The organism is Pollutimonas harenae (assembly GCF_004153685.1).
Classification (GTDB): domain Bacteria; phylum Pseudomonadota; class Gammaproteobacteria; order Burkholderiales; family Burkholderiaceae_B; genus Pusillimonas_C; species Pusillimonas_C harenae.
The window spans coordinates 1,252,235-1,268,218 of sequence record NZ_SDQD01000001.1; the positions used below are offsets into that span (position 1 = coordinate 1,252,235).

Annotated in this window: 15 protein-coding genes; 5 read left to right on the forward strand and 10 right to left on the reverse strand. The window is 55.3% G+C overall.

Annotation, left to right across the window (positions count from 1 at the left end):
* Window position 1 precedes the first annotated feature (1 nt).
* Window positions 2-982, forward strand: a complete 981-nt coding sequence (locus tag ERD84_RS05905) for a Bug family tripartite tricarboxylate transporter substrate binding protein (protein ID WP_130038668.1) — start codon at window positions 2-4, stop codon at window positions 980-982.
* A 106-nt stretch (window positions 983-1,088) separates the two neighbouring features.
* Here ERD84_RS05905 and ERD84_RS05910 read toward each other — a convergent pair whose 3' ends face one another.
* From ERD84_RS05910 to ERD84_RS05920, 3 genes are read right to left on the reverse strand one after another with little or no spacing between them, the layout of a single operon-like run.
* A complete protein-coding gene (locus ERD84_RS05910) occupies window positions 1,089-2,066 on the reverse strand; it encodes a Bug family tripartite tricarboxylate transporter substrate binding protein (protein ID WP_130038669.1) in 978 nt (325 codons plus the stop codon).
* 52 nt (window positions 2,067-2,118) lie between these two features.
* Window positions 2,119-2,883: an enoyl-CoA hydratase/isomerase family protein gene (locus ERD84_RS05915; RefSeq protein WP_130038670.1), complete on the reverse strand. Its 765-nt coding sequence runs from the start codon at window positions 2,881-2,883 to the stop codon at window positions 2,119-2,121.
* Between the two features lie 14 nt (window positions 2,884-2,897).
* Window positions 2,898-4,094: a CaiB/BaiF CoA transferase family protein gene (locus tag ERD84_RS05920; RefSeq protein WP_245150613.1), complete on the reverse strand. Its 1,197-nt coding sequence runs from the start codon at window positions 4,092-4,094 to the stop codon at window positions 2,898-2,900.
* Between the two features lie 165 nt (window positions 4,095-4,259).
* On the opposite strand from ERD84_RS05920, the gene ERD84_RS05925 reads away from it, so the two are divergent.
* Window positions 4,260-5,096: an IclR family transcriptional regulator gene (locus ERD84_RS05925; protein WP_130038671.1), complete on the forward strand. Its 837-nt coding sequence runs from the start codon at window positions 4,260-4,262 to the stop codon at window positions 5,094-5,096.
* Between the two features lie 69 nt (window positions 5,097-5,165).
* Here ERD84_RS05925 and ERD84_RS05930 read toward each other — a convergent pair whose 3' ends face one another.
* Window positions 5,166-6,050, reverse strand: coding sequence for a LysR substrate-binding domain-containing protein (locus ERD84_RS05930; protein ID WP_130038672.1), 885 nt, complete (start codon window positions 6,048-6,050; stop codon window positions 5,166-5,168).
* 124 nt (window positions 6,051-6,174) lie between these two features.
* Here ERD84_RS05930 and ERD84_RS05935 point away from each other — a divergent pair, with 124 nt between their 5' ends.
* The 3 genes from ERD84_RS05935 to ERD84_RS05945 are packed head-to-tail and all read left to right on the forward strand — an operon-like array spanning window position 6,175 to window position 9,344.
* Window positions 6,175-7,341, forward strand: coding sequence for a mandelate racemase/muconate lactonizing enzyme family protein (locus ERD84_RS05935; RefSeq protein WP_130038673.1), 1,167 nt, complete (start codon window positions 6,175-6,177; stop codon window positions 7,339-7,341).
* A 23-nt stretch (window positions 7,342-7,364) separates the two neighbouring features.
* Complete coding sequence (locus ERD84_RS05940) at window positions 7,365-8,300, forward strand: alpha/beta hydrolase (RefSeq protein WP_130038674.1); 936 nt, start codon at window positions 7,365-7,367, stop codon at window positions 8,298-8,300.
* 60 nt (window positions 8,301-8,360) lie between these two features.
* Window positions 8,361-9,344, forward strand: a complete 984-nt coding sequence (locus tag ERD84_RS05945) for a Bug family tripartite tricarboxylate transporter substrate binding protein (RefSeq protein WP_130038675.1) — start codon at window positions 8,361-8,363, stop codon at window positions 9,342-9,344.
* 87 nt (window positions 9,345-9,431) lie between these two features.
* Here ERD84_RS05945 and ERD84_RS05950 read toward each other — a convergent pair whose 3' ends face one another.
* Genes ERD84_RS05950 through ERD84_RS05975 form a run of 6 tightly spaced genes read right to left on the reverse strand, consistent with a single transcriptional unit; the run spans window position 9,432 to window position 15,969 of the window.
* Entirely contained in the window at window positions 9,432-10,415 is a 984-nt protein-coding gene (locus ERD84_RS05950; RefSeq protein ID WP_130038676.1) for a tripartite tricarboxylate transporter substrate binding protein, read from the reverse strand.
* A 35-nt stretch (window positions 10,416-10,450) separates the two neighbouring features.
* Window positions 10,451-11,599 carry a mandelate racemase/muconate lactonizing enzyme family protein gene (locus ERD84_RS05955; protein WP_130038677.1) on the reverse strand — a complete coding sequence of 383 codons (1,149 nt, stop codon included), beginning with the start codon at window positions 11,597-11,599 and terminating at the stop codon, window positions 10,451-10,453.
* Window positions 11,596-12,594 carry a hydroxyacid dehydrogenase gene (locus tag ERD84_RS05960; protein WP_130038678.1) on the reverse strand — a complete coding sequence of 333 codons (999 nt, stop codon included), beginning with the start codon at window positions 12,592-12,594 and terminating at the stop codon, window positions 11,596-11,598. Before ERD84_RS05960 ends, ERD84_RS05955 begins: the two co-directional genes overlap by 4 nt.
* The gene (locus tag ERD84_RS05965) at window positions 12,584-13,486 is read right to left on the reverse strand and encodes an NAD(P)-dependent oxidoreductase (RefSeq protein ID WP_130038679.1); all 903 of its coding nucleotides are present in this window, start codon (window positions 13,484-13,486) and stop codon (window positions 12,584-12,586) included. Before ERD84_RS05965 ends, ERD84_RS05960 begins: the two co-directional genes overlap by 11 nt.
* Window positions 13,487-13,516: 30 nt before the next feature.
* Entirely contained in the window at window positions 13,517-14,977 is a 1,461-nt protein-coding gene (locus ERD84_RS05970; RefSeq protein ID WP_130038892.1) for an NAD-dependent succinate-semialdehyde dehydrogenase, read from the reverse strand.
* A gap of 2 nt (window positions 14,978-14,979) precedes the next feature.
* The gene (locus ERD84_RS05975; protein WP_245150614.1) at window positions 14,980-15,969 is read right to left on the reverse strand and encodes a 2-hydroxyacid dehydrogenase; all 990 of its coding nucleotides are present in this window, start codon (window positions 15,967-15,969) and stop codon (window positions 14,980-14,982) included.
* Window positions 15,970-15,984 lie beyond the last annotated feature (15 nt).

Sequence of the window (15,984 nt, forward strand, 5' to 3'; positions counted from 1 at the left end):
AATGCATGCTTTGAAGAAAACGCTGGTGTTATGGGGCGTGGCGGCAGCCATGGTGTCGGGTTTATCTGTTGCGCAGGCCCAGGAAATCGATAGCCGCAAGCAGATACGGATTATCGTTCCGTACTCTGCTGGAGGTACCTCCGATATTTTGGGCCGGAAATTGGCGGACGAACTAGGCACACGCTTGAAGCGCCCGGTTATTGTCGAGAATAAAGCGGGCGCCGGCGGTTCGATAGGCACCGAGGCAACTGTACGCTCCGATCCCGACGGAACGACGATTTTGCTGCATAGTGGTGCCATTGCAACCGAGCCCGCACTCAAATCAAAACTGCCTTACGATGTGACCAAAGATTTGACGGCGGTCACCACGGTCGTAGAGGGGCCTTTTGCGTTGCTGGTCAATAAAGATATGCCGGTGAGCAACTTGAAGGAGTTCCTCGAATATGCCAAGGCCCATCCGGGCGAAGTGAACTTCGGGACCCCGGGCGTGGGTACCTCGGTTCACCTTGCCAGCGAGCTGTTCAAGGTCAAAAGCGGGCTTAATTTGGTGCACGTCCCGTACAAAGGGGCAAGCGCAGCCTTGACCGGCCTGATGGGTGGTGAGATTCAAATGGTGATCGACCCGCTTGCCACGGCAAAACGGTATAGCGAGGACGGCCGGGTGAAAGGCTTGGCTTTGACCACTGCACAGCGCAGCGATCTATGGCCCGATATGCCCACTGTTGCCGAGTCAGGTGTGCCTGACTACAGCTCTGCGGTTTGGTATGGGCTTTATGTGCCTTCCGCCACGCCTGAGAAAGTTGTAGAGACTTTGAACAAGGCATTCGTAGATATCGTGCACTCAGACAACATGAAATCCTGGCTGAGCAATCAGGGTCTGGAGCCTGTTGGTAACAGCCCCAAGGAAGCCGATGAATATCTGAAGGCCGATATCGCACAGTGGAAGGAAGTGGTCAAGAAAGCTGGCATCCCTGTACAGTAATTCCTTGCCATTCAGTCAATCGAACTGGCAAGAACGAGGGCATTACAAGGGTGTATCGCCAACCCTTGTAATGTCTATGCCAGGCCCGGTTCCTGACGGCGCTTTCTTACTGATTCGTGATATTGGCCGCCTTGATGATTTCTCCCCAGCTGGTGTGGCTCTTTTTCACGACATCGGCAAACTCTTGCGGTGTGCTGGGCCAGCCCTCGACATATTGTTTCTCGAACTGTGCGTGAATTTCCGCAGAGTTCAACGCATTGACAAGTGCTGTGTTCAGCTTGGCCAGAGTCTCTTCGGGAATGCCGGCAGGCCCGACTACACCCCACCACAGTTCACTGCCAGTATCGGCGTAACCAGTGATGCCCGCCTCGTCCATAGTAGGTACATTGGGAAGATATTTGCTGCGCTCGGGGCTTGTAACAGCCAGGGGCAGCAGATTTCCGTTCTCAATGTGACCCATGCTGGTGTTAAGCGTGTCGAACATAAAAGTGATGTTGCCACCTAACAAGTCGGTCAGTGCAGGGGCGCTGCCGCGATAGGGGACATGGATAAATGGCGATTTTGTGAGCAGCTTGAGTAGCTCGCCCGATAGGTGGTTGGATGAACCGTTTCCGGCCGAGCCGAAAGTAATGTTTTGAGCTGGATCGGCAGCTTTTTCAGACAGGTCTTTCACTGACTTTATGTCCGACTTGGCATTTACGATCAGTACGTTGACGTACTTGCCCAGCAAACCAACTGGTGTGAAGCCGGTGTTTGGGTCGTAGGTAACGGTAGCATTAATATTGGGGGCGATAGCTTGTGTGCCAATACTGGCAATGCCGATGGTATAGCCGTCGGGTTTTGCACGGGAAATCTGGGCCATGCCCAGGGTTCCGCCAGCACCGCTTTTGTTCTCGACCACAATAGGCACGCCGAGTTCATCGCTCATTTTTTGTGCAACAGGGCGCGACACCATATCCATGGGGCCTCCCGCAGAGAAGGGGACTATCCAGGTAATGGGGCGCTCGGGCCAGGCAGCGTGTGCCGTGGCAACATTGGCAAATAAGGTTGCCGTGATGGCAGTTTTGATCAGTTTGCTTAACATCGGTATTCCTTCGATTTGTTGTGCTGCGCGATACGTAATATTGATAAGGAGTTCAAGAGGCGGACTTGCCAAAGCTGCTACGCGCCTGAGTGGCCTCTGTACTTTGATTGCATAGAAGTGCCTGATCGACATCCATGAAGCACGACAAGTGGTTTAACGCGTTGGCATGCGCATTAATGCTTTGTTTGCTCATCTTGATGATTGCACGAGGCGTTTTACTTGCCTGTTCGGCAAGCATCAATGCGTGTTCGCGGGCCTTTCCGTCGTCGACCAGCCAGTCGGCCAGGCCACATTCAAGCGCCGTTGCGCTAGTCATTTTTTGGCCCAGCAAAATTATCTGCTTTGCCCGCGATGCGCCTACAAGGTTCACCAGTCGCGGGACAGTATGCCAGCCTAGCGGTATGCCGATTTGTGCTTCGGGTACGAGCATATACGCGCTGTTTCCCATGACGCGCCAATCGCACGCCAGGGTCAGTGCGATACCACCACCTACATTCAATCCTTCGATTGCAGCGATAGTCAGCTGAGGAACCTCTTCCCAGGCCTTGCACATGCGGGAGCCCCACAAGGCAATGCTACGGCGTTCATCCAGTGTCTTGTCGTTGATGTCCCAGCGTGCTGGGTCTTTGAGGTCTACGCCCGATGAGAACTCTTTATCAGTCCCGGTCAGGACGACGCAGGAGGTTTGCCCGTCGTCTTTAAACGACTCGGCAACTCGGGTGAGTTCTTGCATGGCTTGCAGGGACAGGGCGTTACGCCGCTCTCCGCGATTGAAAGTAACGAGGGCGACAGCCCCTGTGTGTTCGATTGTGATCATGTTGGTGCTTGATGTCATAGTGCGGAAGATTGGACGATATTGTCGGAAACCAGGTCAGTGACTTGAGTTTCTGTCAGGCCGAAGCGCTGCAGGATTTCGGTGGTGTGCTGGCCTATGGCGGGCGGCGCAAGCCGCACGGATCCTGGGGTACGGGCCAGTTTTACGGGAATGCCGGTACCACGATAGTTGTCCAGCTCGACACACATTTCGCGTGTTCGGGTGTGGTCCAGCGCCAGCGCCTGCTCCACCGAAAGTACGGGTGCGCAAGGCACGCCGATTGCCATCAGTTCCTTGAAGAGTTCGACGGAATCGAATGTTGATAGCAATTCGGTGAGTCGGGCTTTGAGGGCGTCCCGATTGCTGACCCTGTCTTTGTTGTGCTTGTAGCGAGGATCTTCGGCCAACTGAGCGTCGCCGATGCGCTGGCAGAGCGTGGCAAACTGACGGTTGTTGCCGATGGCTATGAACAATGGCGTGGTTTTGGTCGAAAATAGGTCGTATGGAACGATATTAGGATGGCCGTTACCAGCCCGTACAGCGTTTCCGCCGTGGAGTACGTTGGCTGTGTGCGGGTGCAGCAGTGCCAGCGCTGTATCGTATAGCGTCACCTCTACTCGTTGACCCTTTTGCGAGCGATAGCGCTCTAGCAGTGCAAAAAGGACACCCATGGCGGCATTCATGCCCGTGGTGGTATCTACAAGCGGAATACCTATGCGTAAACCGTCGCCCTGGGGTTCGCCGTTGATGCTGATCAGACCGGATAAGGCCTGTACTGCGGCGTCGTACCCTGGCAGGCCACCCAGTTCTCCCTCTTCTCCGAATCCAGAGATACGGCAATGTATCAGCCGAGGAAAGCGTTCGCTGATCTCGGAAAAATCGTTCACACCCCATTTCTTCCAGGTGCTCATTTTGAAGTTCTCAATGAGCACGTCGGCTGATTCCAGCATATCAAAAAGCAGTGAGATGCCTTCTGGGCGTGATAAGTCCAATGCCAGGTCTTTTTTGTTGCGATTCAGGCCTACGTAGTATGCGGCGGTGTCGTGTACGAACGGCGGACCATAGGCTCGGGTATCGTCCCCGGTGAAGGACTCGACCTTGATCACTTCGGCGCCGTGATCGCCCAGGATTTGTCCCGCCAGGGGGCCGGCCAGCACCCGTGATGCATCAATAACGACCGTGCCGTCCAAAGACGCTTTAGGAAAATTATTCACTGCTGATTTCGCCTTTTAACTTGTGTGAAGACAAGCAGTGAATTCTAGGTATACTTTTTTTATGTGTCAATATGCAGTATATAATACTGCATAGCGAGTTATTAGCTTATGCGATTTTTGTCTTTTTCGTGATGTAATGCGACTTCGAATTCAAGCGGTGAACACATGGCACGTACCTCAGAATTGCTAACCGATACTTCCAGTTCGCTGGACGAGAAGAAGGCGTCGCGCCATTTCGTGACGGCATTGGCCCGTGGCCTGGATATTCTGGCGCTGTTTACCCGCGAGGTGACAGAACTGGGCAACGAGGAAATAGCCCGCAGGACGGGGTTGCCGCGCGCAACGGTTACGCGGCTTACGTACACGCTGGTCACCACACGTCATCTCGTTTATATGCCCGCAACACGCAGGTACAGATTGGGTGCGGCCTCACTGTTGTGGAGCTATGCTGCGTTGGAAAATATGCAAGGAGCGGCAGCGATTCGGCCTTTTCTGCAAGAGCTGGCTAACCAATTGTCTGCATCGACGGTTGCACTCAGTGTCAACGCTGGTCTCGAGATGGTTTACGTGGCTCATTGCGCAGGTCCATCGCTATTTTCTATTAGAACTGGCGTAGGGACACGCTTGAAAATCTGGGAGTCGGCTGCAGGCAGAACTTACTGGAGCGCAGCACCCACCAAAAGACGCAAGCAGCTATTGGCTGAGCTGGACTCCTTGAGTGCCCAGGAGGCAGAACAAGCCAGAGAGCAGCTGTTTGAGGCGGACAGGGAGTTTGTACAGTATGGCTTTTGCACCAGCATCGGAGGCTGGCGTGCTGGCGTGAATGCTGCAGGTTGCCCGGTATATACAGGCAACGAAGGGATAGATGGTGGGATATACGTCGTGACGTGTGGCGGAACCCATCCTGATTTCAGCCAAAGCATAGTGTGTGACAATGTTGGGCCAAAGCTGAAAGACTTTGCACGATTCATTGAGCCCAAGCTCGCCAATTACGCTCGGTAAATTTCATATGCGTCTTGGTGTTTCAGGCCTCAAGAAAGCTGGCGCCTCGGCATAGTAATTCCTTGTCATTCAGTCAAGCTCGAACTGGCCGACGATAAAATCAATAAACACTCTTACCCGGGTCGGCAGATTCTGTCGGCTGGGGTAGTACAGAAACAGGTCGGCGGGTTCCGGTAGAAAATCCGGCAGCACTACTTTCAGGCGCCGGGCCGCCACATATTTGTTCAAGTCCCATTCCGAACGGACCATGATGCCATGGCCTTCCAGTGTCCAGCCTAGTGCGATATCGCCGTCGTTGCTCGACATGGCGCCCTTTACCTTGATGACTTCCGTATGCTGCTGATGCGAGAAACGCCATATGCCATGCGCTTCGTCATTCTGGTTATGGATAATGCAGCGATGGTGTGCCAGGTCGGCCAGTGTTTTTGGCTCTCCGTGCTTCTTCAGGTATTTGGGCGAGGCGCACAGGTAGCGGCGGTTGCTTAACAGACGGCGAGCCACGAGGCGCCGGTCGGGCAGGGTGCCGAAGCGTATGGCCAGATCGATGTTGTTGGCCACCAGGTCCACCGGTTTGTCGGTAACCTGCAAATCAAGCTCGATATCGGGATATTTCAGGGCAAACCTGGAGGCCAGGGCCGAAATGCGCCTGCGGCCAAATCCCAGGCTGGCATTTACGCGCAATAGACCACGTGCTTGCCGTCCATGATTGATAACCGAGTCTTCCATGGCCTTGATGTCGGCCAGTATGCGCCGGGCCTGCTCTAGAAACAGCTCGCCTTCGCTGGTCAGGCTGATGCTGCGTGTGGTCCGGTTGGCAAGACGCACCCCCAGGCGATCTTCCAGTTGCATCAGTTTGCGCGTGGCGGCCGGCGGCGTGATGTCGAGCGCACGCGCTACAGCAGACAGATTCTTGTGCTGCGCCAACAGCACAAAGAAGGAAAGCGTCGAATCCATATTTATTAATTAAATGCAATAGTGTATTTATTATAAGTAAATAAACTTGGGCCCAAGAGTGGTTAATCTGTCTATGTCCGCGCTGTCAGGCGCCACCGTCATATCCTTCAAGTAAAGCCACATCATGAAAATTCTGGAAATCCGCGAAGTCACGCTGCCCATCAGTTCGTCCATCCGCAATGCCTACATAGACTTCAGCAAAATGACGCTGAGCCTGGTCGCCGTCATGACCGATGTCATCCGTGACGGCAAGCCGGTGGTGGGCTATGGCTTTAATTCGAATGGTCGTTATGGGCAGGGTAACCTGATGCGTGAGCGATTCATTCCCCGGGTGCTGGCGGCTGATCCCGCTAGCCTGATGAACGGAGCAGGAGACAACCTGGATCCTCACAAGATCTGGGACTGTATGTACACCAACGAAAAACCCGGCGGCCATGGCGAGCGCTCGGTAGCCATAGGCACCATAGACATGGCGGTTTGGGATGCAGTGGCCAAGATTGCCAACAAGCCTTTGTTTCAGCACTTGGCGGACGAATACGGTAATGGACAGCCCAACCGCAAAGTCTTCGTCTACGCGGCAGGAGGCTATTACTATCCCGGGCAGGACCATGGCAAGCTCAAGGACGAGATGCGCAGTTACCTTGATCGTGGCTATACCGTGGTCAAGAAGAAAATCGGAGGCGCCTCGCTCGACGAAGACCTGCGACGCATCGATTCAATACTGAGCGTTCTGCAAGATGGTCAAAGACTGTGCGTGGACGCCAACGGACGCTTCGACCTGGACACCGCCATTGCCTACGCCAAGGCGCTTTCGCAATACGACCTGTTTTGGTACGAAGAGCCGGGCGACCCCCTGGATTTCGAGTTACAGGCTGCCCTGCGCAGTTACTACAAAAATCCCATGGCTACCGGCGAGAACCTGTTCTCGATGCAGGACGCCAGGAATCTGATCCGCTACGGCGGCATGCGCCCCGACCGCGACTGGCTGCAGTTTGATTGCGCACTGAGCTACGGCCTGGTCGAATATTTGCGCACTCTGGATATGCTGCATGAACATGGCTGGTCGCCCAGCCGCTGCATTCCTCATGGCGGGCACCAGATGTCGCTGAATATAGCGGCCGGCCTGGGCCTGGGTGGTAACGAATCCTACCCGGATTTGTTCCAGCCTTTTGGCGGCTTCCCCGATGGCGTGAAGGTCGAGAACAGCTACATCACCATGCCCGATCTTGTCGGCATAGGCTTTGAGGGCAAGGCCGATCTGTACAGCCAGATGCACAAGCTTTCTGATTGAAGCCTGAACAAGGGGGAATAACCATGAAACTGGACGCGAGCGCTGAGGCCTTGATTGCCTTTACCCAGCAGCAAAATAATCCGCCTTTGGGGGCAGTGCCTGTTGCGCTGTCACGAAAGCAATCGAATGCGGTGCGTGCGCAATTGCAGCCCGACTCTCCTGTTCTTGCCAGCGTAGAAGATGGCGAGATAAACGGGTCCAAGAGCGCTATTCCATTCAGGATATATCGGGCAGTTGCCGATTCCACCAGCGTGCCAGCTGTGGTTTTCTTTCATGGTGGCGGTTTTGTTCTGGGCGACCTGGATAGCCACGATATCGTGTGTCGGCAAATATGCCATGAATCCGCTTGTACGGTGATCGCCATTGATTACCGTCTAGCCCCGGAACACAAGTTCCCCGCGGCGGTAGACGATGCCATTGACGCCACAGCCTGGGTGCGCGAGCATGCCGCAGAACTCAATATTGATGCCGACCGTATTGCTTTGGCAGGTGATAGTGCGGGGGCCAACCTGGCGACTGTCGTGGCCATCGACATGAAGCGCAAAGGCTTGCAGCCACTGGCACTGCAGATATTGTTCTATCCGGTCGTGGATCAATACGCTGAATACGACAGCAAGCAACGCTATGGAAGTGGCTATTTGCTTACGCGGTCAGCGATCAATTTTTATGCTGATCAGTATTTCGGAAGTGAAGGCGATAAACAGGATTGGCGGGCGTCACCGATGCTGCATGACGACTTGTCTGGCCTGCCCGAGGCTTTGGTCATTACTGCAGGTTTTGATCCCCTGGTCGATGAGGGGGAAGCCTATGCCTTGCGCTTGTCACAAGCAGGCGTTCGAACCACTGTACGGCGGTTTCCGGGGCAGGTCCACGGCTTTATCACGCGGGGCCGGATCATACCTGAAGCGTTCGAGGCCATTCAGGAAGCAGCCCTATTGCTGCGGACACGCCTCGCATAAGCCGGGATGATTGCTGACTGAAAGCCAGAATAATTAACGGTTCAACAAGGAGAGAAGACTATGTTTGGAGATGGGAAATTCGCGATGCACGTGGGCAAGACTGTAGCAGTGGCAGCCCTGTTGGTGGCGAGTACGGCTTGGGCGCAGGACAAATATCCGGCCAAGATGGTGGAGGTCGTTGTCCCCTGGACGGCAGGCCAGGCTACCGATATTGCGGCCAGGACCTTTGCCGAGGAGCTGACTGCCAAGCTGGACGAGACTTTCTTCATATCCAATAAAGCGGGTGCAGGTGGTGCGGTTGGCAGCGCCTATGTGGCACGCGCCAAGACAGATGGTTATACCTTGCTGGCCGCCTCGACGGGTTCAGTCATTGTCAGTCCGCTATTGAACATAACCTCTTATGCTGCCTCTGATTTTGTGCCCGCAGCCATGATTGCAAAAAGCCCGTCGATATTGATTACAGCATCGGATTTCCCTGCCAAGAACATTAACGAGTTGATCAAGCTGCTTAAAGATAACCCGGGGAAATATACATTTGCTTCATCTGGCAATGGATCGGCCACCCATCTGATGGCAGAAGCATTTAACATGGGTTATGGCATTGAGGCCACACACGTACCTTACAAGGGCAGCTCTGCCGCCTTGACCGATGTGTTGGCCGGGCGCGTGACGTATATGTTCGATACGGTGGCGTCGGTGTCGGGGCAGCTGAAGGCCGGTAAGGTAACCGCCTATGCCATTTCTTCCAAGGATCGCAGTGCGTCGGTGCCTGATATTCCTGCCATTGCAGAAGTGACTGAGCTGAAGGACTTTGATATTGCATCGTGGATAGGGTTGATGGCGCCGAAAGGCACCTCCCCGGAAAGCCTGAGCGTCATCGAAGAAGTGGCCAGCGCATACTTGAAGACTCCCGAAGCCAAAGCCAAGTATCAGGGCATGGGGCTGGGAATTAATCCCATGTCCAATCAGGAGTTCCAGAAAGTAGTCGACCGTGAGGTTGAACTTTATTCCGGTTTGCTGGAGAAACTGGGATTGAAACAGTAGCGCCTCGATATAAGGGAAGCTCATAAGAATGGGCGGCACTTATGAAGTGCCGCCCATTCTGTTTATAACCCCTGCAGTGCCTACAGCCTATTCGATCTTGATGCCGGCACGTTTGATGACGCCGTCCCATTTTTTGACTTCATTGTTGACCAGAGTCTTGAATTCGGCCGGTGAGCTCGCGACAATTTCGACGCCTTGCTTATTGAATTTATCGATGACTGATTGTTCATGCAACATGTCGACCATGCCGGCGTTGACCTTTTTAATGATCTCGTCGGGCGTCCCTGCCGGAGCCTGCATGCCAAACCAGACGTAGACTTCATATCCTGGGACACCCGCCTCGGCTACGGTTGGGGTGTCGGGCAGCAGCGGCGCACGCTTGGTGCCGGTTGCGCCCAGGGCATTCAGTTTGCCGGCCGAGATATTCGGGTAGACGTTGGGAAGGTTATCGAACAGGACGTCGATGTCGCCAGCAAGCAGGGCGGTGACGGCGGGCGCGCTGCCTTTGTATGGAATATGGGTCATTTTGGTGTCAGTCATTTCCAGAAATAACTCCATCGACAGATGGTTGGACGAACCTGAGCCAGTGGATCCGTAATTGAGTTTGCTCGGATTGGCCTTGGCGTAATCGATCAGCTCTTTCACGCTCTTGAACTGGGAATCAGCCCGTACGGTAAGAATGTTTTGCGTGCTGCCCGCCCATATGACAGGTTCAAAATCCTTTAGTGCATCGTAAGGCATTTTTTCGCCGTACAGGCCGGGCAGCGCTGAAAACGGCAGTGGCGTAATGAGCAGGGTATAACCATCAGGCTTGGCCTGTGCGACGGTCGTGTTTCCAATCAGGGTATTGCCGCCAGGCTTATTTTCCACCACTACCGACTGATCCCAGGCTTTGGTTAGGTATTCGCTGGCTGTTCTGGCCAGGGTGTCGTTGAATCCACCAGGTGTGTAAGGGACGACGAGGCGCACGGGCTTGTCAGGATAAGATTTAGTGTCGGCTGCGGCGGCGCTTAATGAGGCAAGGGCCAGGCTGAATCCACCTAGCAATAACGTCAATTTACTTATTTTCATGGTTGTCTCCTCGACTGTGTAATCGTTATTGGTACTTAGAATTTCACAACATATCCCGGCCCATCGATCACCGGAAAATCTTTAAATATGGACTCATCCACTTCTACGCCAAGACCCGGGCCGGACGGTGGTTCGACGCAGCCGTCTTTACCGATAGAGAAGGTTGGGCCAAACATATCGCGAAAAGGGTTGAACTGCGAGACACAAGCCTCGAAGTATCCGGAGTTCTCGGTCGCGGCAAGAAAATGCAGGCTTGCCGCATGGTTCAGGCCTGTTGCCGAGCTGTGTGGGTTGATAGGTATGCGAAAGGCGGAAGCCAGGGCCGCGATTCTAATTGCTTCGGTGATCCCGCCCGTCTTGGACAAGTCGGGTTGCCAAACCTGTACCGCGCCAGCCTCCAGCATTTGTGCGAACTCAAAGCGCATGAAATGATTTTCACCGGCGGCCAAAGGGACTAGCGGGGTGATTTTGGCGGCTTCGCGGTACGAGGCGAAATCGTTGCATGCAAACGGCTCTTCGAGCCAGCCGGCGTGAATATCCGCCAGCACAGGCAGGACACGCCGCGCTTGTGCGATGGTATAGGCGGTATTTGCATCGGTCAGGATGTCAATGTCGTCGCCTATGGCTTTACGAACATGCAGGCTACGCTTGATATCGTCCTTTACGTTGTCGCCCAGTCGCAGCTTGATGGCTCGATAGCCTTGTTCGATGTATGACTGAGCCTCTTCTGCCAAACTTTGTTCAGGCTGGTAACCCAGTGCGATACCGCCTGCGTAGGCGGGAAGGCGTTTATGCGAACCACCCAGCAACTCATACAAGGGCATGTTGGCAGCCTTGCCCCGGATGTCCCATAAGGCCATGTCAATGCCTGATAGGGCCATGGCAGCGCCCGCCCCCAGGCCGTGGCTCGAGAATTGCATGCGATGCACGCGCTGCCATGTGCCCACGACATCGGTGGCAGACATGCCCACGAGCATAGGTGCCAGGGTATTGTGTATGTGGCTGACAATGGCGCCGGGGCTACGGCCTGGATGTGACTCGCCATAGCCCACGAGGCCTTCGGATGTGTCAACCCGGACAATAATGGCGTCTCGCTTCAAGGTGCTGCCCACACCCATGGTGACGGTTTTTCCCTCAGGCAGGCGATAGGAAAGCGGGATAGCGGTGATGCGGGTGATGTTCACTGTTTCTCCTGGTTCTTAAAACATTCGGGATTGACGATATTGCCGGGGCGTTCACCGCGGATCAGAGCGAGCACTGTACTGACAGCCATCAGACCCATGGCCCGCTCGGCATCGCCAGTTGTGCCGGCCAGATGTGGCGTGAGCATAACGTTGGGGTGGGCGCGCAGCCTGCTGTCCGTGGGCAGAGGCTGGGTGGTAAACACATCCAGCGCAGCGCCAGCAATGCGACCGGATTCGAGCGCCTGCACCAGGTCTGGTTCATTGATTACCGGTCCTCGTCCAACATTGATCAACACCAGGCCAGGTTTGGCGTACGAGAATATCTGGCTGTTCAGCATGCCCCGTGTGTGTTCGGTTAGCGGGCAAGCCACCACAATGAAGTCGCTGCCTTCAAACAACGCTTCCAGGCTCATTGCGGTGATATTGCCTGGCAGCTTGGACGGGGTGCGCGTATGGGCGGCAACCTGCATGTCAAACCCGCCCATGGCTATCTGTGCAATACGCTTGCCTATGGCACCAAAACCTACTATCCCCAACTTACGGCCCTGCAGCTCAAAGGTGCTTGATCCGGCGGTTTTCCGCAGACCCCAGTTTCCCTCACGGACTTGTTGATCAAAATGCCGGAAACGGCGGGCGCTTTCCAGCATAGCGGCGATGGCATATTCGGCCACGGCATTGGCATTGACTTCGGGGGTGTTGGCCACGGGCAGCCCATGCTGTGTTGCGCTGTCGACTGGGATGAAATCCAGTCCGACGCCATGGCGAACGACGCCGCGTAATGTATTGGGTTGGTCAAAAAGATCAGCGGGCAGCTGCCGGCGCACAATCAGCCCCTGGACACTTTGCACCTCAGCGTACAGTGTCTCTGTTGCGGCAGCGGTGTCCAGCTTTGAGTCCAGAGTAAGGACAGTTGCAACAGCTCTTAATTCAGCGTCGGCCTCGGGATGAATGGCATCGGTCAACAGGATTCTGGGTCTGGCTGCTTCAGGTATCATGATTTTTGTGGGCGTTGGCAAGGTGGTCGATCAGCGTTGGTACCGGCGATTGTTCAAGACCCGCATTGGCGGCTTGCGCATACAGCTCTTTGATGGCTTGCGCGACCGAGCCTTGGGTGTCTTGTTCTTCGGTCATGGTGCAGTAGTACCCCATGTCCTTCAATGCATTGGACATGGAAAAACGGAAGCCGGATGAGTCTTCTGATTCGATGTAGGGACGCAAGCGGTTCAGCACGACTCCGCCTCCTCCGCCTGCGGCCAGGATGTCGCAGAATGTTTTAGGGTCGGTGCCTGCTTCGCGCGCGCATGCCGCTGCCTCAGCCAGTACGGCCGAGAATCCCAGCGATACGTAGTTATGCAGAAGCTTCATCTGATGGCCAGCCCCCACGTTGCCAGCGTAGGCGATATTTTCAGAGTAGCTCTGAAGTACAGGAAGGCACTCTTCGAAAACCTTGCGGTCGCCGCCCACGATCAGGTTCAATTTACCCTCGGCGGCTTCTTTGGGCGTTCGGGTCATGGGCGCATCCAGGAAGCGCCCACCGGCTTTCTGCACCGCTGCCGCGATCCTGAGGGTGGATGAGGGTATGGCAGTGGAACAGTCAATGACTGTAATTCCTTGCTTCAGGCCCTCGAGCACGCCGTCCTTCTGGAAGAGGATTTCTTCTACCTGGGGCGAGCCTGTGACACAGAGGATGAGTATGTCGACCTGGGCGGCCAGGTCGGCGGCGCGCTGGCTGGTCTTTGCGCCAGCCTTCAGCAAATTGTCCAGGGGCTGGTTGCCGGGGTGCTCAAGCACCGTCAATGGAAAGCCGTTACGCAGCAGGCTGGCAGCGATGCCCGAACCCATCAGGCCGGCGCCAATCAGGCCGATTTTTGTTTGTTGTTCTGTCATTGGAATTTCCTGGATATGGCTGGGTTCGGTTTATGGAGTACCCAGTCCGCCGGCGCAGATATATTTGATCTCGACATAATCATCGACGCCATACTTGGAGCCTTCGCGTCCGACACCCGATTCCTTGATGCCGCCGAAGGGGGCCAGTTCGGTGGAGATGATGCCTTCATTCAGGCCTACGATGCCGGTTTCCAGTGCTTCTGCAACACGCCATGCGCGGCTGTAGTCGGAGGTATAGAAATAGGCGGCCAAGCCAAACGGCGTGTCGTTGGCAAGCCCAATGACTTCTTGCTCGGTGCTGAATCGTATCAAGGGAGCCACAGGTCCGAAGGTTTCTTCCTGCATGAGCTTGGCCTGCCGGGAAACATTCAACAGGATGGAGGGCTCATAAAACAGGCCGCCCAGCTTATGTGCACTACCGCCGGTCAGGGCAGTGGCGCCGCCGGAAACTGCGTCATCTATGTGCTCTTGCACCTTATCGATGGCCGCTTGATCGATGAGCGGACCCAGGTCGGTGTTTTCCTCCAGGCCGTTGCCCACGTGCAGAGCCAGTACTGCCTGTTTAAGACGTTCAGCGAATGCGTCATAGACGCCCTCCTGGACAAAAATCCGGTTTGCACACACACACGTCTGACCCGCGTTACGGAATTTCGATGCCATGGCGCCTGCTACGGCCAAGTCGAGATCGGCATCATCAAAGACGATGAAGGGTGCGTTGCCGCCCAGTTCCATGGATATCTTTTTCATGGTGCCTGAGCACTGTTGCATTAAGTACTTACCCACGCTGGTGGATCCGGTGAACGAGAGTTTACGGACGATAGGGTTGCTGGTCAGCTCCTCACCCACAACGCCTGAATTTCCGGTCACTACATTGAGTACGCCGACAGGTATGCCGGCTTGCTGCGCCAGTTCGGCCAGTGCGAGCGCCGAATAAGGCGTAGCGGTGGCAGGCTTGATGACGATGGTGCAGCCGGCAGCTAGCGCTGCGCCGGCTTTGCGGGTGATCATGGCATTGGGGAAGTTCCATGGGGTGATGGCGGCGACCACGCCCACTGGCTGTTTGATGACCACGATACGCCGGTCGGCGCTTGCAGAAGGAATGACGTCACCATAGACGCGTTTTGCTTCTTCGGCAAACCACTCCAGGAACGAGGAACCATAAGCAATCTCGCCGCGGGACTCTTTAAGGGGCTTGCCCTGCTCGAGGGTCAGCAACGTGGCCAGATCTTCCTGTTGCTCCATGCATAAGTCGTACCAGCGACGAATCAGCTGTGAGCGCTGTTTGGCTGGCATGGCACGCCAGGCGGGAAGTGCCCGGTTAGCTGCGTCGATGGCCTGGCGTACATCCTCTGTGGTAAGAGCGGGTATGGTGCCAAGCACAGATTGATCAGCGGGGTTGGTAACGTCAATGGTTTTGTTATTGGATGCGTCGACCCAATTGCCGTCTATATGACATTGCTGGCGAAAGAGTGAGGGGTTTCTCAGTTTCATCATTAAGGCCTCGTGCAAAGGTAAGAAGGATTATTCAGTAAGTTGTCTGGCCTGGTGCCCTGATAAAGAGCGTCCAGACCATTGATGAGCAACCAGCCCATCGCGTCGCGTGTTTCCTGAGTGGCGCTTCCCAGATGGGGGGAAAGAAAGACATTGTCGAGCTCGCGATATCGGGGATCGATATCGGGCTCATTGGCAAATACGTCCAGCCCTGCCGCAAAAAGACGGCCAGTGGCCAGGGCAGTGATCAAGGCGTCATCATCTACAAGCTCGCCGCGCGATATATTCACCAGCACGGCGCGTTCGGGCAGAAGTGCCAGGCGTTGGGCGTTGATGATTCCTTTTAACTGGGGGGCGCCAGGTACGGCAATCACCAGTACGTCGGCGACTTTCAGAGCATCGTCGAGGTTCGCGTGATAAGTTGCGTTGGCAGCCAGTTCAGGTGAAAGAGGGCGCCGATTGTGGTAATGGATCTCCATGCCAAAAGCCCGGGCCCGCACGGCGATTTCGCGTCCAATGCGGCCCATGCCAAACACGAGGACACGTTTTCCTTTCAAGCCTGTGCCTAGTAATTGAGTCGGGCTCCAACCCGTCCAGCTGCCACTGCGCACCATGCTGTCTGCTTCGTGGCCGCGGCGGCATGCATTGAGCATCAGCATCATCGCTATCTCTGCGCAGGCGTCGCTCAGTACGTCGGGCGTATGCAATATGCCTATATCCAGGTCTTGGGCTGCTGCCATGTGGATATGGTCGTAACCCACCGAAAGCGTCGCGACATAACGCAAGGTGGGCGCAAGCTCGCGCAGAACATGATCAGTGATTCGTTCAGTGGCGCTGGCGAATAATATTTCGCAGCCTTGCGTGTTCTGGATGATCTGGTCCGGGGACAGGATGCTGTCATTCTCGTTGACCCGCAAATCGTAACGCGCCCGCATAGCGGTTTCCACATTCTTGGTGAACCGACGGCACAGAAAAGCCTTGGGTTTTGTCACGCTGGGTTCCATCCT

What these genes read in the sequence shown, in the direction of transcription:
- ERD84_RS05905 (WP_130038668.1), top strand. Translation starts at nt 2, where the DNA reads ATGCATGCTTTGAAGAAAACGCTGGTGTTATGGGGCGTGGCGGCAGCC.
- ERD84_RS05910 (WP_130038669.1), bottom strand. Translation starts at nt 2,066, where the DNA reads ATGTTAAGCAAACTGATCAAAACTGCCATCACGGCAACCTTATTTGCC.
- ERD84_RS05915 (WP_130038670.1), bottom strand. Translation starts at nt 2,883, where the DNA reads ATGATCACAATCGAACACACAGGGGCTGTCGCCCTCGTTACTTTCAAT.
- ERD84_RS05925 (WP_130038671.1), top strand. Translation starts at nt 4,260, where the DNA reads ATGGCACGTACCTCAGAATTGCTAACCGATACTTCCAGTTCGCTGGAC.
- ERD84_RS05930 (WP_130038672.1), bottom strand. Translation starts at nt 6,050, where the DNA reads ATGGATTCGACGCTTTCCTTCTTTGTGCTGTTGGCGCAGCACAAGAAT.
- ERD84_RS05935 (WP_130038673.1), top strand. Translation starts at nt 6,175, where the DNA reads ATGAAAATTCTGGAAATCCGCGAAGTCACGCTGCCCATCAGTTCGTCC.
- ERD84_RS05940 (WP_130038674.1), top strand. Translation starts at nt 7,365, where the DNA reads ATGAAACTGGACGCGAGCGCTGAGGCCTTGATTGCCTTTACCCAGCAG.
- ERD84_RS05945 (WP_130038675.1), top strand. Translation starts at nt 8,361, where the DNA reads ATGTTTGGAGATGGGAAATTCGCGATGCACGTGGGCAAGACTGTAGCA.
- ERD84_RS05950 (WP_130038676.1), bottom strand. Translation starts at nt 10,415, where the DNA reads ATGAAAATAAGTAAATTGACGTTATTGCTAGGTGGATTCAGCCTGGCC.
- ERD84_RS05960 (WP_130038678.1), bottom strand. Translation starts at nt 12,594, where the DNA reads ATGATACCTGAAGCAGCCAGACCCAGAATCCTGTTGACCGATGCCATT.
- ERD84_RS05965 (WP_130038679.1), bottom strand. Translation starts at nt 13,486, where the DNA reads ATGACAGAACAACAAACAAAAATCGGCCTGATTGGCGCCGGCCTGATG.
- ERD84_RS05970 (WP_130038892.1), bottom strand. Translation starts at nt 14,977, where the DNA reads ATGAAACTGAGAAACCCCTCACTCTTTCGCCAGCAATGTCATATAGAC.